Genomic DNA, 23,310 nt, shown 5'->3' with positions numbered 1-23,310 from the left:
CCTAGGTGCCGTAAATGCCGCTTGCACCCTACGTTTGTGGCCTTAAGCCTGGCCAGCGCGCCGGTTACTTTTATTCCCATTCCTTATTTTTCATGACCACGCAAGAAGAATTTGAGGCTGCTGCCCAGCGTGCGCAGCAATTGCCCGCCAAGCCCAGCAACACCGTGCTACTCCAACTATACGCGCTTTACAAGCAGGCCACCGAGGGCGACTCCACTGGCCCGCGCCCGGGGGGCTTCGACTTCAAAGCCATTGCCAAGTACGACGCTTGGCACCAGCTCACTGGCCTCAGCAAAGACGCCGCTCGCCAGCAATACGTAGAGCTGGTGAATGAGCTGGCAGGTTAATTCTTAGTGATTAGTTTTTAGTGGTTAGTGCTTAGTTAACCAGTGACAATTAATCACTACCCACTAAAAACTAGTCACTAGGAATGAACATCTCCCGCAAAAAGCCGAGCTACCCGCTCACGCCAGCTCTGCGCCAGTACTTGCGCGACTACGACCGCGAGGCACCGCTGCCGGTGAGCTATGCCGACCTAGGGCGCTACAGCAACTCGTTTGCACTGCTCGACCGCACTGGGCGCGACACATTTTGGCAAACCGTGTTCTACGAGCCGCACACGCTGCTAGAGCTGAGCGCGGGCCTAGTGCAGGTGTATGCGCTGCTCAAAACGGCGGGCGACCTGAGCTTTACTGAGCACCTGCTGGCCGACCGCATCGATTACTGCCGCTTCGGCAACTCCAATCCGTTTCGGGTGCGCATCCTCAACCAACTCAACGACAACTACGACTACTTCTACGTGAAGCAGGCCGATGCCTCGCGCCTCTACGGCTTGGAGCTGGAGCATTTGCTATCGCCAAATTCGATGAACTTCTTGGTCGATACCGGCAATACGCTCATCGAAGAACACATTGCGGGCATTCCGGGCGACGATTTTATTCGGCTGCGCCTGCAATTGCCTCACCTCAATCAAGTGCGCATTGCTAAGGAGTTTGTGAAGTTCAACGAGCGCTGCTTTGCGCGCTTGCTCGGCGACATGCGCGCCTACAATTACGTCATCGACGTGACGCCCGACTTTGAGGACGAGCAGTACCGGGTGCGGGCCATCGACTTCGACCAGCAGAGCTACGAGGGCCGCCGCATCATGTACATGCCACAGTATTTCAAGGACAACGGCCCCGTAGTGGACATGTGCGCCCGCCTGCTCAAGCCCGAAAACCTGCGCCAGTACCAAGCCGAAGAGCGCACCCTAATGGCCCGCCGCGCCCGCGCCGAGCGCCACCGCCTCAAAGCCCTGCTCGATGTAATGCGCCGCCAGGAGCTAGCCCCCGTAGAAAAAGTAGACGAGCTAAAAGCGGCCCTCAACCGCTATCACCGCACTACCAAATTCGACCACTGCGACTCGATGGGCGACGTAGTGCGCCTCAATCTCTGGCACATGCTGGGGCCCAAAACGCTGGCCGCTGTAACGCCCTAGTCGGCTTAGCGATATACCTAGTGCACTCATCCTAGGTGGCACAGCTAAGCCATCATTCATTGCTATGGTACACATTCAAGAACAAGGCGATACGGTAGTCTTCACCGTAGAAGGCTGGCACAAGCTCTGGGCACTACGCAGCGAGCTACGCATTCCGCGGGCGAATATCTTAGGTGCCCGGCGCGACCCCGAAGCGTCGAAAGAGTGGGGAATACGTGCCTTGGGTACTTCCGTGCCTGGTATATTGAAAGCGGGGACGTTTTACTTTGATAGCACGGGCGACAACAAGCCCACTTTCCTCGACGTGCAGCACCGCGAAAACACGGTAGTAATTGACTTGCAAGACGAAGAGTACAATCGCCTTATCATCGAAGTGGCCGACCCAGCGGCCGTAGTGGCGCTCTTCAGCCCGGTAGCAATCTAGACAGCTGACAAAATGAAAAAGGGCAGGCTGGTCGCGACCAGCCTGCCCTTTTTCAATAGGGGGCGCTATACTGCGGGCTTCGGCGCGGGCAAGTCAAACGCCGTAGCGTCGTGCTCGAAGTGCCCTTTGTGCGAGCCGTCGCAGAAAGGTTTTTGGGCGCTCAGGCCGCAGCGGCAGATGCTGATGCGCTGGCGGCCACCTAGGCCGTAGGGCTGGCCTTTAGCGTCCACGAGTTCGAAATCTTCGCCCTCCACACGGAGCGAGCCGTTGGAGAGAACGGTAAGTTTAGTAGCCATGAAAATGGGATTGGGTTGGTGAGGTAAGAGAAGTGGCTACAGGTCCTTGCGCAGCACAAAGTCGTTCATCCAGTACGGGCCAATCGGAATGTCTTCCTCGCGGTGCTGGGCAAAGCCTTGGCGCTCGTAGAAAGCCAGGGCGGGGTTGTGGCGGTTTACGTTGAGCTCTAGCACGCGGCCACCGGCCTCGCGCACGGCTTGCTCCACGGCCGTGATGAGCTGCTGACCTAGGCCCTGGCCCTGGTGCGAGGGCAGCACATAGATTTTATTGAGGTGGTACACGCCCTCGGGCTTCTCGGAGTAGGAGGCGAAGCCGCTGGGCTGGCCTTCTACATAAGCCAGCAAAAAGGCATGATGTTGGTCGCGCATCTGCTTGCGCAGCGAAGCTGGCGTGTAGATGACGCGGTACATGTACTCTATCTGCTCTTTCGAAATAATGAAGCGGTATGTGGGCTCCCAAGTAGCCTCAGCCAGCGCAATGATGGTGGGAATATCCTGCTCAGTAGCAGGCTGAATGTGCAGGGGCGCGGCCGGAGCGGCGGGAACGGATGACGACATAAACTATAAAAACTAGGCGAATGTCGGCTACAAACCTGACTTTTGCGCCCCACTTGGCATACGCAATGCGCCCGCTGGCCGTTGACTAGCGCAAATTGGCCCGCAACTTGGTAAGTAGACCATAGTACTTATTTCAGTTTTTCTGTTCTCTCTTCATGACACCTTCCCGCAATTCCTATTTTTCCGAAGCCCGTTTGGTAGTAGCTGGCCTGCTGCTGGCTGCGCTGCCGCTAGCTGCCCAAGCTCAGCAAGCCGGCGACCTCACGGGCTCGCGGCCCAGCGCCGCCTCGCGCCCGGCTGCCAGCCAGTCGGCCAAACCTAGCGCCAATGCCGATGCTGGTCTGGCCGCGCTCATCAAGGAAAGCGTGGACCTAAACCGCGCCACTGCCGACGAAATGCCCGACCTCTACGGCCGCTTTATCGACGCAGTGCGCGAGCAGCGCCGCCAGTGGACCGAGCGCGACTGGACCAACGCTAGCGACGCCCTCAGCCGCCTCAACGCCCGCTACGAAGTGGTGCGCACCGGCATTGACATGGAAGACCGCATTCGCATTCGGTCGTGGCAGGGCGAGTTTCGGACCTTGCAAGGCGCCCGTAAAGTCAATCAAAAGCTTGACGAAAAGAATGTTAATGTAAAATAGGGCTAGCGTTGCTGCCGGGTGCGGCCCCAGCCCTAGGTACCGTGCCTAGTGCCGAGGCTACCCCGGCAGCCCTACCTTTGTGGTTCTGTACTGCTTAGTTCTATCAGGACCACTCGCGTTATGCACATTGCCATCGTCGGCAACATCGGAGCCGGCAAAACCACGCTAGCTCACAAGCTGGCCCAGCATTTTCGCTGGGAAGTATTTCTGGAAGAGGTAGATGACAATCCCTACCTCAAGGATTTTTACGCCGACATGCCCCGCTGGGCATTTCACTTGCAGGTGTATTTCCTCAACGGCCGCTTCCGCCAGACCCAGCGCATCAAGGAGCTGGTGCAGCAGGGCAAAAGCGTGATTCAGGACCGCACGATTTACGAAGATGCGCACATTTTCGCGGCCAACCTGCACCAGTCGGGCCAGCTCGTAGAGCGCGATTACCAGAATTACTACGCGCTGTTTGAGACCATGATAGGCCTCGTCAATCCACCCGATTTGCTGCTCTATCTACGCGCCGACTTGCCCAAGCTTATCGGCCAGATTGAGAAACGTGGACGTGACTACGAAAGCTCTATCAGTATTGAGTACCTCAAAAACCTGAACGAGCATTACGAGCAGTGGATTGCCAACTACAAAGAAGGTAAGTTGCTCATTATCGACGTAAACGAGCTAGACTACGTGAAGCGCCCCGAGGACCTAGGCACCATCATTGAGCGCATTAACGGCAAGCTCTTCGGGCTGTTTTAGGCTGTTCAAACAACACAAGTTATAGTGAGGCAGCAAAGCGATAATCGCTGCTAAACGGGGCTTAAGGCCTCGCTGTCTCGCAATGACAGGCGTTTTATTCTGCATGAAGCGCGGTATTCAAGAACTCAACCCACGGCCGGGCCGCCGCGATGCCCGCCACCACGCGGTCGATAAAATCGGGACCTAGGGCTTCCTCATCCGAAAAGAGCCGGCCCACCCCAAAGCTCTTGAGCTTGAGCCAGGGTAGTTCGGGGTCATCGGCAGCATAGCCGCGGGGCGGGCGTGTGAGCTGCGGCGCGCTCATGTCCAGCGCGTTGGGAAAGTGCCGCAGTAGCTCGGGGTCTTCGATGCGGCGGTGAAACTCGTCGCTGCTATAGTGAATTTCTTGCCGGATGGCCGCCAGCTCGGCCGGGGTAGGGGTAAAGCGCCCAGCCCGCAGCCACGACTGGCCATCGGGGCTCAGGGCCAGGTAGTAGCCGGCGCGCTCGGCGTGCCGCCCGCCCGGCACCAGTCCCGAGCCAAAGCGGCGCTTGTACGGCTCAGGGTCGGTTTGGCTACGGTCATTTTTGTGCAATAGAAACAGTGCTATTAATACCCGGTACTTGTAATATTATTGCAAGCCAGGTACTTGTATTTTGATAGAAGTGTCTACATCGAGCCATGTATCCTATAATCGAGGGTTTTAGGATACAAAGGGTTACAATTGGGATACAACCGAGAGTTATTGAGCAATTACTGTCTTAATTAAAGTGAACCAACAGCGCGGTCAGGAGTGGGAGCGCGGCGCGTTAGGAAATTCTGGTGGTAGAAGCGGTTGGAGTAGGTGAGCAACATACCGAATTGAGCGACCAGCCTCGTGTGGCGGCGGCTCAAGTTGCCTTTCACGCTAGGACGGCAGATAATAGAGGGTAGCAGTAACGTAGTTAATTGCGGTCCGGTGTGGCCGCTCTAGGGATGATACGTGTTGAAGTAGGAAGGGCTAAGCTTATTAAGCCATGCGTGCACTATCCCGGTCCAGCCTACGCGTAAGAAATCTGCTTTGCCGTCCCCATCGATGTCAACAAATTGTACATCTTTGGGCGGTACATTTTTGTCAGTTGCAATCTGGCCGATGTTGCGCCAGCTGACCAAGCCGCCTGGTCGAACCCCAGTGTTAAGCCATGCGTGCGCGCCGCCGTGGGCGGTGAGTAAGATTCGGTCGGCCCGCTTATCCCCGTTGAGGTCAGCGTACCGATATTCTCGCACAAACTTGCCAGGCTCTGCCAGCAGTGCCTCGGCTTCTAAAAAATCCAATCTATCTGCTAGTCTTGGTACGCCAATTGGAACAAATCCATGATTATCAAACATTTTGGTTCGCCCCCGCGGCTCAACCAGCAGGTAGTCGTCGAGACCGTCGCCGTCGAGGTCGGCAAATACGATATCGGTTGTTGCGGGGAAGGGCTTTACTTTTAAATATACTCCCCCGGTGTGTGCGCGCCCGCCTAATTTCTGGCCCACCGGCTTCTTATCGTCCCAGGTATACGGCGTGAGGTGGCCTTGCAAGTCCACCGCGGCCAGGTCTACCCGCCCGTCGTCATCAAGTTGGGCCAACCGTAGCTGGTTGCCTACTAGGCCCGGTTTGCGAGGAGGCCGGGTAGTGCCTAGCCCCCAGGGCTTCCACTTAGCCCCAGTAGGCCCCGCATTCCACCAGAACCGAAACCCTTGGCGAGTATCGAAAACAAAGTACTCAGCGCGGCCGTCCTTGTTGACGTCGCCAAACCGGAAGCGGAAGCTGGGCGGAAATTGCTGCGAGAATATTATCCCATGGTCTTCCCAGCGCTTGTCGTTACCACGCTTGACGATGGAGGATAAGCACTGACTGGGATTATTAGCCTCGGGGTCTCGTAGCCACCCTAGGGCCGCCGCGCGCTGCGTACCCTCCAAAAACTTGTCGGCTATCTTGGCGTAGCCGTCATCGGTCGGGTGGATGTGGTCGGGGCCTACGTCAGCTGGCCCTAGGGCGGGGTCGAGCAGCAGCACGTACTGCCCCGCATTGCTGTGCGCCTGAATTATTACGGGCAGGCTGTTATTATATGCGGTAATGCGGCGGTTAATGGCGTCGTCTATTGTGTTGGGCGGTATTTTCTCCACCAACACAGTAGCCCGCGGGGAGTAGCGCAGCACCTCATCAATTAGTTTGCCGAGGCGAGCACCCGCGCCCGCAACCTGAAAATTTTGAGCCATGTCGTTGGTACCCGCGATGATAGTAACCAGATTAGGCTTGTAGGCTGGCAGCGCGCAATCCCCTTTGGCCGCAATTTGGTCGATGCGCGCTCCTACGTAGCCCTCGTTATCGGGGTCGCTCGCCGTGCCGTCCTGTTTGCGCCCCACAAAGTCGAGGCTGCCGCTCGTAAGGTCATCCAAGCCCTTATAGAGATTGGCGCGGTAGCCATTGCCGTCGCTGCTGCGAAGACCTTGGGTGATGGATGCCCCGAGCGGCATGACCCGGAGCGAGGTCTTAATGGTGCCGGTCTTCCGGCAGGGCACCACGAAGGTTTCGACCGGGTAGTGGTCGGAAGACTTGGCGCCCATGGTGCGCGCCCTCAGCTCTTTGTCCTTAGCGCCGTGTTCGCAGTCTATAATATCGTTTGAAACGAGGTAGTCTAGCTCACCGCCACTTTGCTGGGTGGCCTGACCTGTGTTATACAGCTTTGAGCCAGGCGGAATCTGCAAGGTTGAGGGATTACGGTTGTAATCGCCCATCGCCACCCAAAAGGATATTCCGGACGCTGCCTCGATGTTGTGAAGCAGATTCGCGTCATCGTTGCCGTTGCCTGACAGTCCGTGCAGGGTGTAGTACCACGCAGCGCCGAGCTGTACGCCCAAGGCCCCACGGCTGACGCCGGTGATACCGGGAGGTACCGTCTGCCAGTTATCAGGCACGTGTTTAGTTACCAAGGCCAGGTTGACGCGGTTGCCGGTCGGGTCAGTAGTGAGAAAATACACGTAGCGGACGTTTACCCTGCTACCGGTGCCAATATTCCACGACGTGACCCTAACTGTGCCCTCGGGCGTGTTATAACGGCCTACTTCGACGCTACTTGCTGGTGGAGCCGACCCCGCTTCCTGCAACGCCACTACGTCGTGCGTGAGCGATAGCGGCAGCACGTCGGCGTTCCATTTGTCTACGTTTCCCGCGGAGCCGCCCTGCATATTGTAGGTGACCAGCGAGACTTGCTCAATAATAGCCGTCGGACTGAGGAGTGTTACACTTGGGGTAGCCGAACTTTTGTATGCCCCAACTGATAAGTTAAAAGGAATGAAGTACGTGGCTAGTGATAAAACCAAGCGTGTCAACCTGCAAGAGAATATGAACATAGCTAACGCGGTAGTCTGCCCTATCTAGCTAGGGCAAGATGCTGGTTAAGGCAGCTATTAACTTGAAAGAAAGGTGCGGGCAGCCAAGCCGCCTGTGCACGCGTTATTGATTGTACACCAGGCCGCAAATCCGGAGCAACAGCTTCGGAGACGGCAAGTAGTGAGGCAGGTTATCCATTATGGGTCGTGGCCAATCGGCTACAACCTAGGAATTTCTGCGCCCGGCATCATGCCATCCCAATAGCCGAGCGGATTCTGTACCATCCTCACGTTACTTGTTAATAAGCTATTACAGCGTCATTTTCTGCGTTCCAGAACCGGCCGCTTTCGAGGTTCGCTCGGATGCCGCGAAAAATACCATTAGCCGCCTGCTCCGGTGTGAAGGGGGCCGCACTGCCGCCCATGCGGGTTTGTACCCAGCCTGGGTGCATAGGCGTGACGCGGATGTGACGGTCTGCTACCCGCTGGGCCAGCATTGCGGCGTACATATTCACAGCCGCTTTCGAGAGGCGGTAGGCCGTGCCGTTAGGGCCAGCGTGGCTGGGCAAGCCCATAGTGGAGGAGATAAAGACCACCTGAGCCCCATCATTGAGCAGTGCTAACATCGGCTCGGTGAAGAAAATAGTCCCGTCCACGTTGGTGGCAAATGTGTCACGAAATAACATGCGGTCAGGCGCCGCCATACTCATTACATCGGGGGCAATTCCAGCATTATTAATTAGTAAGTCAATGCGCTGCGCTAATTGACCAATGTGAGCCACAGTTTGCTCAATGCTAGCCGCATCAGTGATATCTAAAGGAATCACTGTAAGATTGGTGTTTTGCAGACTGTCTATCTGGCCTGAACGCGCTGTAGCAATAACCTGGTAGCCCTCGGCTAACAGTTTTTGGGTGAGGGCTAGGCCGATGCCGCTATTAGCACCTGTGACGACAGCAGTTTTTGCGTACGTATTCATACGGAGAGAGCTATTAAAAATGGGGAATGAGTAGAAAGAGCGTGATGAAGAAAAACCTATACTATTTAGTAATCAGACGATTTGCCGTTGTCAAGCAGCGAGCGTAGGCCACGCACTTTGAGGTAATACAGGATAGTCAAGTCGTTATCAACCGACGCCGTTATCTGCAGGAGCATTTCAATACCATGGTCCTAGCCCCACGACTGCTCTGCTATAACGAGTGAAAAACGACCTTATTCGCTGTTTGCAGGGTAGTCGCTTTAACTGCTCCCGTGCCTTGAAAACTGAATGCCACACCAATAATCTTCAACGGCTGGCGCGGCAACGGAGAGGTATACACCAAGTGGCCGTTAATAGAAAAATGCAGTTTCGGGCCAGCGCTGGCACAGGTCACATGTACCCAGTCGGCGAAGTTTACCCCGAAGCCCACTAGATTCGTCGTCTTACCCAAGACAGAATGCGTGCCGTCAACGAGTTCCAGCTCAGCCACGCAGCCTTTAGCTGCTAGAGGTATGACAATTGGCGTACCAGTGGTCAAGAGGGTAACAGTAGTCAGCTGGCAGGCACCGGCCCCAGTGTGGTACTCGTTTTTTAGGTCGCAGCTAAAGGCGAAATCAGTTAAAGGGACGGGCCGGAAGTTGCCAACGTTAAAGTACTTTACCCACGGCACAAGAGGCTCCAGGGGCACACGGTGCTGCAGCACAGTGGCCAGTGGCAGGTATAGCAGGTTGGATTGCTGATATTCTGTCGGTTGTAAGTACGTTGGCACAGGAATAGTCATGATGGCCCCCAGCCAGCCTTGGGTGGAAAGCAGCAGTGGGTGCTTCTTCACGGTCTGCTGTCCTACTACTAGCTGGGCTTGGTAAAATCCCGGTTCGTAATACATCGCTGAGTAAGTGCGGCCCAGCTTAGCTACAGCCACCCGCCGGCGTGGGTCCCAAGACTGTTGGATGAAAACCGAATCGGTGTGAGCGGCCGCTGCGTCGTAGGTAAACACAACAGAATTGGGAATAGACCGGGTTACCGGCTGGCTGCTAAACCGGTAAGCAGGCACGGCAGACCGCTGGTGGTAGCCCATAGCCATCAGGCCGCCTAGTAGCAGCCCTATCCCTGCCAGCAGCCAGCGGACTAGGACTCGGTGGGCCACCGGCAGAGCCAGGCGCTGGTAGTGGACTGGTGGGGTAGCCGACTTTGTTGCCTCCACGAACTCCGCCTCAGTCACCAACGAGCGTGCGAAGAACCGCCAGTCGGGGTAGCCCACGAACTGGGCCAGTGTATTGAGCGTGGTGGCGCTGGGCAGGTGCTGGTAGTCGACGCGTCCCCACAGGCGCCGTAGCGTGCTTGGGCTGAGCGAGACACCAGTTTCTGCCAGCAGCCGCTCTTGAAGCTGCTCGAAGTCACGGCTGGTCCAGGCTGCGCCGGGTCCCCACCCCAGTTTATGCTCGATGAGTTGCTTACACTGGTGTAGCTCTTCTGTTATTAAAATCATTGATAATCATCATGATATGACTTGACATAACTTGGCAGCTGGTTGAATCGCTCCTCTGCAAAGGCGGCTAATAAGTTTGGAGCACCAATCAGGTAACACCGCTCACTCTTTCTACTTTTCACGTATTCATGATGTCAAGTTTTGTGTATAAAATAGTCTTTTTGGTTCTATTGTGGGCGGGCTTTGTCCGACCAACCGACGCCCAAACGCTATATGTCGACCCACTCCGCGGCAAGCTTGAGGCGGCAGGTACGGCCAGTGCCCCGCTGGCTAGCCTCGAACAAGCCATCCGGCTGGCGCAGGGGTTCTCAGGCCAGGAACCGGTCGTACTCCGCCTTTACCCTGGCCTGTACACGTTAACTCAGCGCGCCGAAATCAAAACCCGCCGGCCGGCCCCCGACACGGTGCAGTACACGGTAGAAGCCGTGGTGCTGCCCGATGACCCGGCCTGGCAACCCACCCAAATGCCGGTCATTCAGTCCATATCGGCCAATAACACCGCCGAGGGATTTGCGCACTGTTCGGGTTTTTTACTGGCTAAGGATAACGTCCGGTTTCGGGGCCTCAAGTTCGTAGGCAACGCCAACCCGGCCGTGACTTACTACTACCCCATCACCCGCGAAAGCGAAACAAGTACTGGGCTGCGCATTGCCCAATGCTACTTCATCGGCGACCGCAACGCTTCTCCCATCCAGGGGGCGGTCTGGACCTTCGGCTCGGATGTGCGCGTTGACCACACCATCTTTTATGGCTGCCGCAACGCGCTAATTTTTAGCAAGGGCATTAAAGACGTAGCCTTGACAAATTCAATTATTTATGGCGCTTACGAAGCCGCCCTCTGGTTCCGGCCCCGGGAAGGCGGCCTGATTTTTCGCAACAACATTGTGGCTAATTGCGCCTACTTCTGGATAGTGGCTGACCGGGTGCTGCCTAAAATGACGCTCAGCAACTCAGTGATAACGGGCATTACGCATTTTACGGGCCTTGACAAAGACACGGGTCTGACTGAGTTCAAGGAAACGAACCACGTAGAACAGGGCATCCAAAAAAACGGGACGGTTCTGCTGCAGGAAGTGCAAACCAACGGACTGCCACAGGATTATTTAAATCCGCTGCCTCAGTCGGCGGGCTACACCTTGAAGGCAGGCATTTTTCATCGGAAATAGCTTGCCGTCAGCTGCTTTACTTTGGCGCCCACTTTAGTTAAGATGAATTGATTTAGTCAAGTCCTACTGCGCTCAGGTGTTGGTTGGAATTAAACGTCGAAGTAGTCGGGCGCTAGGTAGCCAAGGACAGAATAAACGCAGTAGCTACTTCTACGTTGGTCCGACCTGCACTTGCTCGATGGCAGCGATGAAATGCAGGTTGTAACCAGCCATGGTTTCGAGCACGAGCGCGTCGCTTTAGTCATTAGTAGCAGTCAATAGCTTATCCACTCACGTGGGCTGCGTGGCATAGTTGAACGCAAAATCGGCCCCCAACTCGCGAGCCCGCGCCAGTTTGGCGTTGTCCTTGTAAGTAATAGCCACCCGGCAGTCGCGAGCCTTAACGAGTTGCAAGGCAAAGAGCGATACACCCCCAGTACCGTGTACCAGCACCATTTCGCTGGGCTGTGGTTGGCTGGACTTACCAACTGATGATGCCAGTGCATGCTTTCTAACAACCGACAGGACAAGGGCCGTCGGTTGTTAGAAAGCCTCGTGCTCCACTACTGAACAGGCTGAATATCCATGCGTTGAATTAACCCCTCCCGGATGGTGTAGATGTGTCGAGTTTGCCCTTCGTGCAACAGCTTACCATTAAGGTCATGCACCGTTTGCTGTACCAGAACTGCGGCACGGCCATCTGGCAAACGGCTTATGGCTACTGGTTCTACCACCGGATTTATTTCCTGCCACTGCTGGGTCCAGTACGCGCGCACTTGCGCATACCCCTGCACATGGTCACCCTCCCAAGCTCTGGGCCAGGCTACATCAGGGTGCATAGTGGCTAGCACGGCGTCTATCTGTCGGGCGTTGAACGCATCATACGCGGCGGTAATAAGCTGGCGGTCTGCGTCGGAAACAGCTGTTGAAAGGTTGTCGGGTTGCATGGTCGAGATAAAGGGTGAAAAAGCAAGAAAGAAATGGAAGCGAGTCGTAATACCACCCAGAAGCTAGGTTGCCATCACTTCGGCTGGTAAGTGCCGCGAGACACACCGCTGCGCAGCTAAGCTGGCTGATTGGAAAAGGGCAGCTACTAGAGCAGGCATCCATTACTTAATGCACGTAAGGCGCCACTATCACCCGCCAGCCCCGGAAAAAGGGCTGGATTTCTTTCCCACTAAACATATTTTTTAGCAGCTCAGCAAGCTTGCCTGGAGTAGCAACTAGTTGACCATACAGCAGAAACTTCGCAGGTTGCCCATACCTACCACTAGGCACTTATTCCTCCCTGCGTACTACCTGTAGAATAAGAGGCGTTGGGGCTGATTGTGCTTAGATGTCCAAGCTAATTGTTTCTAGGTCAGTGCGCTCTATAGTAAGATTTACTGACCTGTTGCCCTTGGGCCGAGTACGGTGTCGGACGCCGGCTGGAATGGTGAATAGCTGACCTACTTGCAGTTCCACTGTTTTCGCTTCTAGTTCGATGCACACCACACCCTCGATGACTAGAAATGTTTCGTCGCTATTGGGGTGATAGTGCCAGTGATAGGCCTCCGTCATCACGCTGAGCCGGACCACATGGTCGTTTGCCAGCGCAACGGGAATGTTTTTGTAACTATCGATTCCTTGAGTCTCTTCTTGGATATCGATAATCGTCAAAGGTGGGACTATCATGAGTGGGCTAGTTAATGACAGCTTCTTTTTGCTCAAAGAATGCAATCTATTCAGAGTAGCCTCAGCTACTGATTAAATCATGAATTAGCTAACTAGCATCGGGAAAATCAGCCCCATTGCCGATATGAGCATACTGCTCTATCTCCGCCTTGATGGCAGTGAACTTCTCTAAGGACTGCTGCACGGCCCGCTTGCCCAGGGGCAGGTGCAAGGGTGGATTTTCCATACGCACCAAGTCAAACATTGCCTGCGCTGCCCGGTCAGGGTCGCCAGGCTGCCTGCCACTGTTGGCCTGCGCCGCCGCTTGAGCTTTGCCCACTGTTGGCTCGTAGTCGGCAATCTGCACGGGCGTGTAGGTGGCCGAGCGCCCCGCCCAGTCAGTGCGGAAGCTACTAGGCTCGACGTTGGTGACGTGGATGCCCAGCGGCCCAACCTGCTGGGCTAGGCTTTCCCCAATGCCCTCCAGCGCAAATTTAGAACCGTGGTAGATGCCCGTGCTGGGAAAAGTAGTGAGTCCGCCCAGACTGGTCACGTTGAGAATATGGCCACTTTTACGTTCGCGTAGGTGGGGTAATACGGCACGAATCACGCGCAGGGGGCCAAACACGTTGCTGTCGAACTGGCGCTGCACTTCGGCATCATCAATTTCTTCGATGGGACCCAGTGAGCCGTAGCCCGCATTATTTACTACCACGTCAAGGTGGCCCAGGTGGGCGATGGCGGCGGCTACAGCCGCTTTTACCTGGGCTTCGTTGGTCACGTCCGCTAGTAGCCCTAGGCCGTTGTCGCCGGCCACTTGGCTGAACGCGTCAGCCTGGCTTTGCTCGCGGAAGGTAGCGGCTACTTTATCGCCCTGGCGCAAGGCCAATTCGGCTAGATGCTTGCCCAGGCCCGTGCTTACGCCCGTTATAAACCAATGCTTGGTCATATTTGAAAAAGTTGAGGTTTTATACATTCCTTTGGTACACTCTATTGCCGGCCCCATTCACCGAAATCTTGCAGTTTGAAGCTGCTAGCTTGCTATTTATTTGAATGGTACTAGGTTAGATAGAGCCGTAGATGCCCCGTCAGTTGCTTGGATATTACGGTAAAGTGGTTTGTGATTTAATGGCCAACCTGTTGGCCCGACTAGCAGAAGCCAGCGCAGTAGCAATCAGATTGATGAGGCGCATTGTGGGTCTCAAGAGGGGGGTAGGGCGCTTCACATCGGTTCGAAGAGACTGCGCATTATTACTGCGGCATCGGTGAAGTGCTTCACGTCTGCCATGATTCGCTCAGTCTCTGGCGCTGCCAGCGCTACTTCGACGTCCCCTCGATTCTTAAAGCGATACACCCCGATGGAAACCCAGCCATCGCCCTCACCGGCTGGGTAGAAGGCTTCGGCGGCATCCAGACCATACTTACCCCAACATTCCAGTGCGAGCGCGAGATGCTTTGTCGCATAGTAGTCTCGGTCGAACCGCGTTTCCTTGTTTCCAGTACACACGACTAATAGCTTGTTCATTCTTATCTATTAGCGGTATAGGGTTGATTTTCAAATAGACGTGTGGCTAGCCAGTCCAGTACGGGCTGCAAGGCTTGGTCGGAATTTTTCTCGTAGATGAGGCCGTGACCATTGCCTAGGATACCGAAATCGGGTAAGTGCAGCAGCTCGGCCGTGGCGCCAGCGTGTTGCAGAAAGGCTAGCATTTGTGGTGCGTAGGCCGCCTGCACGGATGTTTCGCTGCTAACGATTGCCACCGGTACACCAGCTAAGGCAGGTATTTTTAGGGTGGCAGGGTCAGCGGCCCGCACCTCGGCGGCACTGGCCCGAGGCGGGTCGAAGGTGACTGGGATGGCGGTCAGGCCCCATTCCAGGGTTCCAATATTGGGGGTATGTCCGAAGGGCGGCCCCATGGGCTCAACGCTGACAATCGCTTTCACGAGGCCGGGGCGCCGGTCCGCCACCAGCCAGCCATCGGAACCCGAGGCCGAGTGGGTGAAAATGATGGCCGGCCCAATACGGTCGAGCAGGCGCGCTAGGCGGTCGGCATCCATCGCTTGCCACTCGGCAATAGCTGCGGGCAGGGGCCCAAAGGCAGCAATGTAAGCATCGAGGGCGGCGGCATCATGGTGCGGATGAAACGGAAACTGCGTATGCCGGGCCGCAGCCGCAGCTGGGAAAAAAACTTCCTCACCTTCGTGGTAGGAAAAGGCTGGTCCCATTGGCCCGGCCACGTCGGGGTGATAGGGGGAGCGGCCCTGCGTGGGCCGGTCGACGAGTAGCACAGCGTAGCCAGCTTCTACCAAGCGCTGAGCCCAACCCGGGCGACCGTCGGGGGTATCCAGCCACTCGGTGGCCTGCATGGCCCCGCCGTGCACCAGCACCACCGGGTAGGGCTGCGTGACGTGCGCGGGCGCCTGCCAGGCCACGGCGAGCGGGCCGCGCTGGTACTGCTGGCCGGCGAGGGCAATGCGCTCGCCCGGCACCCAAAAGTTGCCCGTGCGGATGGTGCGCGGGGACGTGGCGGCCCAGAAAGGAGCAGCGGCGGGCGAAGCAGGAGGGGTCATATAAAGAACTAGATAGGAGTAGGCAAGCGTATAATCAACTGATTTACTTCCCTTAATTTGAATAAAAGCTGACCTGTTAGTCGAGTAGCTTGTCCACAGTAATGGGCAGCTCACGCACGCGCTTGCCGGTGGCGTGCCAGACCGCATTGGCAATAGCCGGCGCTACCCCGCACAACCCCAGCTCCGCCAGCCCTTTCACGCCCAGCGGGTTCATCAGGGGTTCCTCGCTAGGCACAAACAACACGTCCAGCTCGTGCACGTCGGCGTTGACGGGCACGTGGTAATCAGCTAGGTTGGCATTGAGGACCCGTCCGAAGCGAGGGTCCCAAGTAGCCTCCTCCATGAGGGCCATGCCAATGCCCCCGACCATACCACCCAGGCACTGGCTGCGCGCCAACCTAGGGTTGATAATGCGGCCGGCATCATACGCGCCGACCAGCCGCGCCACCCGGACAATACCTAAATCGGGGTCGACATGGACTTCGGCAAACACGGCCCCAAACCCATAGGTGGAGTGGGTGGGCGGGGTGGCATTAGGCCCGGCGCTGCCGCTGGCTTGCAGCTGGAGCAGGCCCGCATGGCGCAGCAAGCCGGGCAGGTCGGTAGTAGTTAGGTCCACGGGGCGTCCGGCCAGCATATCGAGTTGCCGCCGCAGGTCTTGGCAGGCCGCCTGCACTGCTGGGCCGACGCTGGCCATAGTGGTAGAGCCCCCGTGCTCCTTAGCTGGGGGTAGGGCCGAATCGCCTAGCTCGAAGCGCACCCGCCCTAGGGGCACCCCTAGCGTGTCGGCGGCCACCTGCGTGGCCGAGGTGTAGGTTCCTGGGCCCATGTCGCTGGTGGCACTGCGCACTACTATTGTTCCATCGGGCAGCAGGGTGGCCGAGGCTTGGATAGGGTAGCGCGGGGCCGGATTGAGAGCCGTGGCCATGCCTAGACCCATGCGCAGCGAGCCGGCGCGCATAGAGCCGGGAGTCGGGGTGCGCCGCTGCCAGCCAAAACGCTCTGCCCCGGCCTGGTAGCATGCGCGCAACTGATTGCTCGACCAAGGCAAATCTTTGCGAAAGTCACGTTCGGCAAAGTTGCGCAGGCGCAGTTCCAGCGGGTCTAGTTGCAAGGCGGCCGCCAGTTCGTCCATCGCTATTTCCTGCACCAGCAGGCCCGTCACGTGGCCCGGCCCGCGCATCGGGCAGGGCGTGTTGGTGTGCATGTCGACGAGGCGGTAGCTCGTGCGCCGGTTGGGGCAGGCATAGGTCACGGCCGGCACGTCGAGGGTAGCTTCCGCAAACTCCTCGTAGGTGGAGGTCTGGCCAACCGCTTCGTGTACGATGGCTGTGAGCTGACCAGTGGCCTCGGCGCCAAGGGCCACCCGCTGCTCGGTGCGCGGCCGAAAGCCGATAGAATAGAATAGCTGCTCGCGGGTCAGCTCCAGCAGCACCGGGCGGCCGGCACGGCGGGCGGCCAGCGTGGCCAGCGTTACGTGAGGCCACGTGCGCAAGGCCGAGCCGAACGCGCCCCCCACGTAGGGGTTGATAACGCGCACATTGGCGGCCGGAATGCCAAATACCAAGGCAATGGCGTCGCGCTCGTTGCCTACCCACTGGCTTTTGCTCCACAGCGTTAGCTGCTCGCCCTGCCAGTGGGCGATGGTAGCGTGGGGCTCCATTGCCTGATGGTGCATGCGGGGCTGCACGTAGCGCTGGTCTACTTGCACGGGGGCGGCAGCCAGGGCAGTATCCGGGTCGCCCTGACGGGTTTCGGGACCCCGTCCCCTTTTAGCAGCAGCGAGGGAAGTAGGCCGTGCCTGAGCAGGGTCAAATTGCGTGCGCGCCGAAGTATCCACCGCATAAGTAGCCCGCACCAGCGCGGCGGCGTAGGTGGCCTGGGCTTGGGTTTCAGCCACTACTACCGCAATGGGTTGGCCGCTGAAAAAGATGCGCGCATCTTGGAGCACCCGCAGCTGCTCGCCGGCCACGGGGTCGACGGCTGCTCGGGCGGCTGGCGACTGGTAAGGCAGTTTGCCAGCATTCAAATGCGTGAGCACCAGCAGCACTCCAGGCGCTCGCTCGGCGGCCGCGGTGTGCAGCGCCGTGAGTTGCCCGGCTGCAATAGAGCTGGTAGCCAGAGCCGCGTAGACAAGGCCCGGCGGGCGGAACTCCGCCGCGTACGTGGCCGCGCCCGTCACCTTCGCCCGGCCGTCGACCCGGCCAATGGGCGCACCAATAAAAGAAGTCATACAGGTTGTATTGCCCTACCAAATCGGCTAGGCACGGAGAAGCACCAATGGACGGGGTAGGGGCTGCAAACCTAGGCGCGCCCCTGTAGGCAAGCGGCTACATTCTTGCTGACTAAGGGGTGTTTTCTTGCGCAATGCACCCTACGCTTGCTGCAAGCGGTAGGCGGCCGGGGTGCAGCCCACATGCCGCCGAAATAGCCGCGCGAAATGGCGCGGGTCTTCGTAGCCTACGGCCAAAGCCACCTGCGCAGTGGGCTGCCCTAGGTGCATTAACTGCTGCGCGCGTTGGATGCGCTGGGTAATGACGTATTGATTAGGGCTAAGCCCCGTAGTGCGTTTGAATACGCGGCAGAAATGGTACGGGCTGAGGCAGGCTACTGCCGCGAGCTCTTGCAGGGTAAGCGGTTCGGCCAGGCGGTCTTGGATATATGCCGTGAGCTGGCGCAGTTGCGGGGCTGCTAGTTTCCCGGTTGGCTCGGGCAGGCGATAGGCGACAGTACAGTGCTGGCGCAGCAATTGCACGGCCACCAGTTGGGCGGCCGTTTCGGTGAAAAGCGAGTTGGCCGCAGTTGGACTGGTTAATTCCTGCCCAAGGGCGAGGGTCAGTTCCTGGAGCAAGGGGTCCCGTAAGCAGGAGCCTTCGCGCAACGCTACCCGTGCGGCATCTACCCCCAGCATGTCGGCCGCTGTGCGGGCCAGTAGCTGTGGGTGCAGGTACAGGTGCGTATTCTGAACTGGCTGACCACAAAGGCTTTCTCGCTGCATCTCGTAAGCAGACTGGGCGGGGGCCGTCAGAAACAAGTCACCGGGCTGGGGCTGAAAGCAACGCACCCGCCCGCCCCCCGTGAGCGTCATCTTTGATACTCCCACCCGGCGCAGAATGAGCTGTACTTCCGGCACCGGTTTCATCCACGTCGGTGCCACCGTGCCCGGCTCCAAATGCGTCTGGATGAGTAGCTGTCGCCACTGCGCCTGCTGTAGCACCTGCGTGTGCGAAACGTGAGTGGCGGCAGGGGGTAGGGCCCCGGTAGCAAGAGGTGATGCGATTAACGGGGTAGCGTATTTTATGTCTGGCATGCGAGCGCTGGCTAGCAGGAAGGAAAGAATATGAAGCGTCGTGGGTAAGCCAGCCTCGCCGCCCGCAAATTCGGAGGCTATATAACACGTGAAGTAAACTTACTTGCCAGTCTGTTGCGCCGCCTTTTCAATCAGGGCGACCACTTCTTTTGCATGTGAGATATAGACGGAGTGGCTAGCGCCTGGTATCTCAATCGTCTGACTATGCGCCCGTTTGGCGTATAGGCGCTCTAGGTCAGGGGTTATTATGCGGTCGGCTTGGGCTACTACGTACCAGCTTGGCTTGGTTTTCCAGGCAGGTACGCTGATGGGGGCAGTCATCGCTACAACAGCCGCCGGCATCTGAGCGTGGGCCATGAACGCGGCCTGGGCGGGGGGTAAGTCAGCAGCAAAGTCTTCGGCAAAATGGGCCGGGTCAATAAAGAGAAACCCATCGGGGGTGGCGGCGACAGCTTTGGTCGCGCCCGGCAGCTTATTTTTATTGGACGTAGGGCTTTCACCTGCATCGGGCGCGTGAGCCGCCACGTAGACCAAGCCCGCTACGCGGGCATCGGTACCGGCCTCCGTAATGACAGCCCCACCGTAGCTGTGCCCGACCAAAATGCAGGGGCCCGATAAGCGAGCCAGCACGCGCTTCACAGCGGCTACGTCTTCGGCCTGCGAAGTCATTGGCTCTTGCACCAAGTTTACGGTGTAGCCATCTTTTACCAGGTTATCATACACCTCTTTCCAGCCCGACGCATCGGCAAAAGCGCCGTGCACCAGCACTATATTCTTGGCGCCAACCGGGACTGGCAAGCCTTGAGCCTGCACTGCCCTTAGCGGGCTTAGGCAGCCAGTGAGAAGACCTAAGAAAACGACACACGAGAGTAGCAACATATAGTACGTGTGGCAAAAGAGATAAAATTCGTGGTCGGCCTAGCAGATTAGGCTTGTTAACATTAGCTGTGAAGCTAACTTTAGGCTCCCTCCTGCACCATAGATTGGGCGATTTCTCGCTGGGCATCCAACGCTGCCAGGCGGGCCACGAGCGCCGCCCGTACGTCCGCATAGGTGTCACGACCCAGGGCTAGGCGCAGTGGGGCTGGGGCGTGGTCGGCCGAATCCAGCATGGCCTGGGCCATCTTATCCGCGTCACCGGGAATGGGAAAGGTATTACCCAGGAGTGCCCGGCGTACATCCCCCGCGGGCGTGTGCTCGTAGGCTTCCATCACCGGCGCTTGGACCAAGCCGCTGGCAAAGTTGGTGTGCGTGGCGCCCGGCTCGACGATGGTCACGCCAATGTTAAACGGCGCGACTTCCTTAGCCACCGTTTCGGCAAATCCCTCAATGCCCCACTTCGTAGCGTGGTAAAGGCTAAAATTAGGGTATGTAGTTTGCCCGCCAGCCGATGAAAGCTGCATGATACGCCCGCCGCCTTGGGCGCGCAAGTAGGGGAGGACCGCCCGAATCAACTGAATGGAACCCACTAGGTTCGTGTCAATCTGATGGCGAATCTGCTCGTCGGTTACTTCCTCGCTGGCCCCGAAAAGGCCGTAAGCGGCATTGCTTACCACAACTTCGATGCGGCCTAGCTCGGCAAAGGCGGCATCCACCACGCGGCGAATAGCAGCGGGGTCAGTCAGGTCCAGGGTGGCTACCCAGAGGCGGTCGCCGTAGCGCGCTTGTAGGTCAGTGAGGGCGGTAGCGTTGCGCACAGTAGCGGCCACTCGGTCACCGCGCTCCAGCAATTTTTCGGTCAGTTTGCGGCCAAAGCCCGACGAGGTGCCGGTGATAAACCAGGTCTTCATAAAAGGGAGATTGAAAGTTCGCTGCAAAGGTCCGCGGCTATTTGCCCCGCCACTGACGGTTTTCTAACCAGTACTGACCCGAATCAAACCTTTATTCACCTCCTGCCGCAACTCAGACGGCGTGTGCTGGGTGTGGCGCCGGAAAAACTGCGTAAAGTGGGTCGGCTCCTCAAAGCCCAGGCAGTAGCTGATATCGGCAATGGGCCAGGTTGTGTGCAGCAGCAGGGCGCGGGCTTCCTGCACCAGCCGCTCGGCCAGCAGCTGGGTAGTAGTCTTGCCAGTTTCTTCCTTTAGCGTGCGGCTTAGGTAATTAACGTGCACGGCGAGCTGGTCGGCAAAGGCTTGCGCGGTGCGCAGCTCCACCCGCTGGCTCGACATAAAAATGGGAAATTGCCGCGCGAGCAACTCCTGAAACGCGGTGGTTAGCCGGGCAGCGGCACTAGTGCCCCGGTCTGACTCGGCCGCCGGCACCAGCTTTTGCGCCTCGTGCACGCAGGTCATCAGGTAGTGAAACAGCAGCTCGTACTTCTGCGGGTAGGGTGAATCCTGCTCGGCCAGCATCTTCTCGAAGAGGGTGCCAAATTCGGTAGCCTGGGCTGCTGTGAGGTAAAAGAAGGTGGGCGCTCGGGGCGCGAAGACCTGCAGGTCGTCGGGGTGCAGGTGGGTGTGAGTGGGAAGGAAGTCGGCGGTAAATAAGCAGCAGTAGCCCCGACTAGCGGCCTCGTTCATTTCCCAGCTGTAGGGCTGGTGGGTATCGGTAAAGACGAGGGCAAACTCGCCGGCCGCCAAGTGCCGCTGCTGGTCAGCGTAGTGGTAAATCAAGTCGCCGGTTGCCACGGCCAACGTGATTTTATAGAAGTCCTTGCGGCTAAAAACCGCCGACGGCATTGGGTTAAAGCAGAAGTCTTCGAGGCGATACACGGTGAAGTGGCCACCGCTGGGCAGGCTGCCCGGCAGCCGGAGCGCTGGCTTGCCTAGCTTATAAAAGTCAACTATTGTTTGCTGGGCAATCATGCAAAAAGCTCCTAAATGTTACTAGCCACTTCACCTGCGAGCAGCTAGTTGGTATTGATGCAAAGGAAATCGTGGTGCGGCCCACGACACGGGGTTAATGCTACTCCGACGAGAATAGCGAGAGATAAAGTACTCGTCTAGTAATCAGAAGAAGCAGCCAATTGAGTAGGTAAAACTGACCGGCGCCTAGTTGGGTTGAAGAAAGTATGTACGAACGAAAAATACCCTTCAACCCAGAATGCGGCTTGCATTTGCTGCGTGAGGTGCTGCTCGGCAAGTGGAAAATTGACATGCTTTATTACATTGCCCACGGCAGCCACCGGCCCAGCCAGTTGCAGAAAAAGCTAGCTGGCGCTACCCGGCGCGTGGTGCAGTTGCAGCTCAAACAGATGGAAACCCACGAACTGGTGACTAAAACCGTTTTTGCCGAAGTACCGCTGAAAGTGGAATACCACCTGACTGCTTTGGGCGAGTCGCTGCTGCCGCTAATTGATATGATGGGCCGCTGGGGCGATGCGCACAAGCCGCAACTGCAACGCGTGCTCACGCCCCTGCTCGCCGAAGACGACGCGTAAGGACTGGCACCCTGTGCATCAAGCTACCGGGCGGGCAGGCCAGCTTACCCGGTCGGCCCGGTTGCCGGTAAGCAGATTATGCTGGGCGGCTAGCAATTCGTGGGGGTAGCCGAGCGGCACCGCCGACACAGCATCCAGCCGCTGCAACTGCTCGGGACTGAGCTGAAGTTGGGCAGACCGGAGCTGGTCATCGAGCTGCGCGCGGGTGCGCGCCCCAATGATGGGTAGCACCCCACGGGCTTTCGCCCAGGCCGTAGCGACCTGGCCAGGCGCGGCGCCTACCTCCTGCGCCACGGCCAGCAGCACATCCAGCATCGTGTTGATACGGGGCGAATCGACTTCAGCCCCAACCACGGTAGCCCGGCCCGATTCGCCTTGGCGGTACTTGCCGGTGAGCACGCCCCCGCCCAGCGGCGAGTAGCCCATCACGCCCAACCCTAGGCCCTCGGCCATGGGGAGCAGCTCGCGCTCGGCCGTGCGTTGGAGCAGGCTGAACTCGACCTGCACACCCACCAAGGGAATCCAGCCGCGCAGCTCAGCCAGGGTTACGGCGGCGGCCACGCGCCAAGCCGGGAAGTTGGAGAAGCCGCCGTAGAGGATTTTGCCGGCCCGCGCCAAGTCTTCGAAGCCGCGGGCAATTTCGGCTACCGGCGTCACGCTGTCGGGTAGGTGCACTAGGTAAAGGTCGAGGTAATCGGTACCTAGGCGCCGCAGGCTAGCCTCTACGGCCTGGGTCATGGCCTTGCGATGGTTGCCCAGCTGCGCCAGGGCTGCCGTAGGGCTGGCCGTACGCGAGTACTTAGAGGCCAGCACGAAGTCGCCCCGGTCGGCGCCCATAAACTGGCCCACTAGGCGCTCGGCCTCGCCCTGCTGATAGGCGTCGGAGGTGTCGATGAAATTGCCGCCCGCCGCCACGTAGCCCTCCCAAATGCGGCGGGCTTCGGCTGGGTCGGCCCCGTAGCTCGTCGCGGTACCAAAGTTGCTGGTGCCTAGGGCAAGCTCGCTCACCCGCAACCCCGTCTTCGTGCCAAAAAGTTGATAATTCATGTGCTGGTTAGGTAGGTGTTGGCGGCAAATGTCCGGCCTGCTGCTACGGGCAACAAGACGGGAAAATGGATTCCCTTAGGGCTAAGTTTTTCCCTAGGTGGGTGCGGTTGCCGCCCGCGAAGCCTTGCGCAGCACACGCCTCTTTTAGGATTGCTATTCATTGTAAGCCGCATCGTGGAGCGCAGCAATAAGGGCCCTTACTGCTCAGATTAAGGTCCGTTTCTACTTTTGACCATATTTATCCGCTACCTACTCGCCAGTGC

25 protein-coding genes are annotated in these 23,310 nt (G+C 58.0%); 7 read left to right on the top strand and 18 right to left on the bottom strand.

Features of this window, described 5'->3' with window-relative positions:
* The first annotated feature begins 92 nt into the window (after nt 1-92).
* The 3 genes from FNT36_RS17000 to FNT36_RS16990 all read left to right on the top strand — a co-directional run bounded on the left by FNT36_RS17000 (nt 93) and on the right by FNT36_RS16990 (nt 1,901).
* Complete coding sequence (locus tag FNT36_RS17000) at nt 93-347, top strand: acyl-CoA-binding protein (protein ID WP_144850130.1); 255 nt, start codon at nt 93-95, stop codon at nt 345-347.
* A gap of 83 nt (nt 348-430) precedes the next feature.
* A complete protein-coding gene (locus tag FNT36_RS16995; protein ID WP_144850128.1) occupies nt 431-1,477 on the top strand; it encodes a hypothetical protein in 1,047 nt (348 codons plus the stop codon).
* A 64-nt stretch (nt 1,478-1,541) separates the two neighbouring features.
* Nucleotides 1,542-1,901: a hypothetical protein gene (locus tag FNT36_RS16990; RefSeq protein ID WP_144850126.1), complete on the top strand. Its 360-nt coding sequence runs from the start codon at nt 1,542-1,544 to the stop codon at nt 1,899-1,901.
* 65 nt (nt 1,902-1,966) lie between these two features.
* On the opposite strand, the gene FNT36_RS16985 is transcribed toward FNT36_RS16990, so the two are convergent.
* Nucleotides 1,967-2,197, bottom strand: coding sequence for a CDGSH iron-sulfur domain-containing protein (locus tag FNT36_RS16985; RefSeq protein WP_144850124.1), 231 nt, complete (start codon nt 2,195-2,197; stop codon nt 1,967-1,969).
* Between the two features lie 36 nt (nt 2,198-2,233).
* Complete coding sequence (locus tag FNT36_RS16980) at nt 2,234-2,755, bottom strand: GNAT family N-acetyltransferase (protein ID WP_144850122.1); 522 nt, start codon at nt 2,753-2,755, stop codon at nt 2,234-2,236.
* Between the two features lie 155 nt (nt 2,756-2,910).
* On the opposite strand from FNT36_RS16980, the gene FNT36_RS16975 reads away from it, so the two are divergent.
* Nucleotides 2,911-3,396, top strand: a complete 486-nt coding sequence (locus FNT36_RS16975; protein WP_144850120.1) for a hypothetical protein — start codon at nt 2,911-2,913, stop codon at nt 3,394-3,396.
* A gap of 120 nt (nt 3,397-3,516) precedes the next feature.
* Complete coding sequence (locus FNT36_RS16970; RefSeq protein WP_144850118.1) at nt 3,517-4,140, top strand: deoxynucleoside kinase; 624 nt, start codon at nt 3,517-3,519, stop codon at nt 4,138-4,140.
* 94 nt (nt 4,141-4,234) lie between these two features.
* Here FNT36_RS16970 and FNT36_RS16965 read toward each other — a convergent pair whose 3' ends face one another.
* The 4 genes from FNT36_RS16965 to FNT36_RS16950 form a co-directional block, all read right to left on the bottom strand.
* A complete protein-coding gene (locus tag FNT36_RS16965; RefSeq protein ID WP_233636002.1) occupies nt 4,235-4,714 on the bottom strand; it encodes a DUF2461 family protein in 480 nt (159 codons plus the stop codon).
* Between the two features lie 374 nt (nt 4,715-5,088).
* Nucleotides 5,089-7,332: a GDSL-type esterase/lipase family protein gene (locus FNT36_RS16960; protein ID WP_233636001.1), complete on the bottom strand. Its 2,244-nt coding sequence runs from the start codon at nt 7,330-7,332 to the stop codon at nt 5,089-5,091.
* 443 nt (nt 7,333-7,775) lie between these two features.
* Nucleotides 7,776-8,453: an SDR family NAD(P)-dependent oxidoreductase gene (locus FNT36_RS16955; RefSeq protein WP_144850112.1), complete on the bottom strand. Its 678-nt coding sequence runs from the start codon at nt 8,451-8,453 to the stop codon at nt 7,776-7,778.
* A 211-nt stretch (nt 8,454-8,664) separates the two neighbouring features.
* The gene (locus tag FNT36_RS16950; protein ID WP_144850111.1) at nt 8,665-9,942 is read right to left on the bottom strand and encodes a helix-turn-helix domain-containing protein; all 1,278 of its coding nucleotides are present in this window, start codon (nt 9,940-9,942) and stop codon (nt 8,665-8,667) included.
* A gap of 128 nt (nt 9,943-10,070) precedes the next feature.
* Here FNT36_RS16950 and FNT36_RS16945 point away from each other — a divergent pair, with 128 nt between their 5' ends.
* Complete coding sequence (locus FNT36_RS16945) at nt 10,071-11,108, top strand: right-handed parallel beta-helix repeat-containing protein (RefSeq protein ID WP_144850109.1); 1,038 nt, start codon at nt 10,071-10,073, stop codon at nt 11,106-11,108.
* A 270-nt stretch (nt 11,109-11,378) separates the two neighbouring features.
* Here FNT36_RS16945 and FNT36_RS25835 read toward each other — a convergent pair whose 3' ends face one another.
* The 11 genes from FNT36_RS25835 to FNT36_RS16890 all read right to left on the bottom strand — a co-directional run bounded on the left by FNT36_RS25835 (nt 11,379) and on the right by FNT36_RS16890 (nt 21,425).
* A complete protein-coding gene (locus tag FNT36_RS25835) occupies nt 11,379-11,501 on the bottom strand; it encodes a hypothetical protein (RefSeq protein ID WP_262712175.1) in 123 nt (40 codons plus the stop codon).
* A 149-nt stretch (nt 11,502-11,650) separates the two neighbouring features.
* Entirely contained in the window at nt 11,651-12,034 is a 384-nt protein-coding gene (locus FNT36_RS16935; protein WP_144850105.1) for a nuclear transport factor 2 family protein, read from the bottom strand.
* Nucleotides 12,035-12,419: 385 nt separating this feature from the next.
* Nucleotides 12,420-12,746 (bottom strand): cupin domain-containing protein, encoded by a 327-nt coding sequence (locus FNT36_RS16930; RefSeq protein ID WP_233636000.1) that lies wholly within the window; start codon nt 12,744-12,746, stop codon nt 12,420-12,422.
* 103 nt (nt 12,747-12,849) lie between these two features.
* Nucleotides 12,850-13,689 carry an oxidoreductase gene (locus FNT36_RS16925; protein WP_144850101.1) on the bottom strand — a complete coding sequence of 280 codons (840 nt, stop codon included), beginning with the start codon at nt 13,687-13,689 and terminating at the stop codon, nt 12,850-12,852.
* A gap of 273 nt (nt 13,690-13,962) precedes the next feature.
* On the bottom strand, nt 13,963-14,265 hold the full coding sequence (locus FNT36_RS16920; RefSeq protein ID WP_144850099.1) for an EthD family reductase: 303 nt from the start codon (nt 14,263-14,265) through the stop codon (nt 13,963-13,965).
* Between the two features lie 2 nt (nt 14,266-14,267).
* Nucleotides 14,268-15,311 carry an alpha/beta hydrolase family protein gene (locus FNT36_RS16915; RefSeq protein WP_144850097.1) on the bottom strand — a complete coding sequence of 348 codons (1,044 nt, stop codon included), beginning with the start codon at nt 15,309-15,311 and terminating at the stop codon, nt 14,268-14,270.
* A 76-nt stretch (nt 15,312-15,387) separates the two neighbouring features.
* Complete coding sequence (locus tag FNT36_RS16910; RefSeq protein WP_144850095.1) at nt 15,388-17,544, bottom strand: xanthine dehydrogenase family protein molybdopterin-binding subunit; 2,157 nt, start codon at nt 17,542-17,544, stop codon at nt 15,388-15,390.
* Between the two features lie 141 nt (nt 17,545-17,685).
* The gene (locus FNT36_RS16905; protein ID WP_144850093.1) at nt 17,686-18,621 is read right to left on the bottom strand and encodes a helix-turn-helix domain-containing protein; all 936 of its coding nucleotides are present in this window, start codon (nt 18,619-18,621) and stop codon (nt 17,686-17,688) included.
* Between the two features lie 99 nt (nt 18,622-18,720).
* On the bottom strand, nt 18,721-19,419 hold the full coding sequence (locus tag FNT36_RS16900) for an alpha/beta hydrolase (protein ID WP_233635999.1): 699 nt from the start codon (nt 19,417-19,419) through the stop codon (nt 18,721-18,723).
* Between the two features lie 161 nt (nt 19,420-19,580).
* A complete protein-coding gene (locus FNT36_RS16895) occupies nt 19,581-20,411 on the bottom strand; it encodes an SDR family oxidoreductase (RefSeq protein ID WP_144850088.1) in 831 nt (276 codons plus the stop codon).
* 63 nt (nt 20,412-20,474) lie between these two features.
* Nucleotides 20,475-21,425 carry a helix-turn-helix domain-containing protein gene (locus FNT36_RS16890; protein ID WP_144850086.1) on the bottom strand — a complete coding sequence of 317 codons (951 nt, stop codon included), beginning with the start codon at nt 21,423-21,425 and terminating at the stop codon, nt 20,475-20,477.
* A 206-nt stretch (nt 21,426-21,631) separates the two neighbouring features.
* Here FNT36_RS16890 and FNT36_RS16885 point away from each other — a divergent pair, with 206 nt between their 5' ends.
* Nucleotides 21,632-22,000, top strand: coding sequence for a winged helix-turn-helix transcriptional regulator (locus tag FNT36_RS16885; RefSeq protein ID WP_144850084.1), 369 nt, complete (start codon nt 21,632-21,634; stop codon nt 21,998-22,000).
* Nucleotides 22,001-22,018: 18 nt separating this feature from the next.
* On the opposite strand, the gene FNT36_RS16880 is transcribed toward FNT36_RS16885, so the two are convergent.
* Nucleotides 22,019-23,047, bottom strand: a complete 1,029-nt coding sequence (locus FNT36_RS16880; RefSeq protein WP_144850082.1) for an aldo/keto reductase — start codon at nt 23,045-23,047, stop codon at nt 22,019-22,021.
* Nucleotides 23,048-23,310 lie beyond the last annotated feature (263 nt).

Source organism: Hymenobacter setariae (assembly GCF_007713685.1).
GTDB classification, from domain to species: Bacteria; Bacteroidota; Bacteroidia; order Cytophagales; family Hymenobacteraceae; genus Hymenobacter; species Hymenobacter setariae.
Note: the sequence above shows the minus strand (reverse complement) of the source record. Positions and strands in the feature narration are given on the sequence as shown.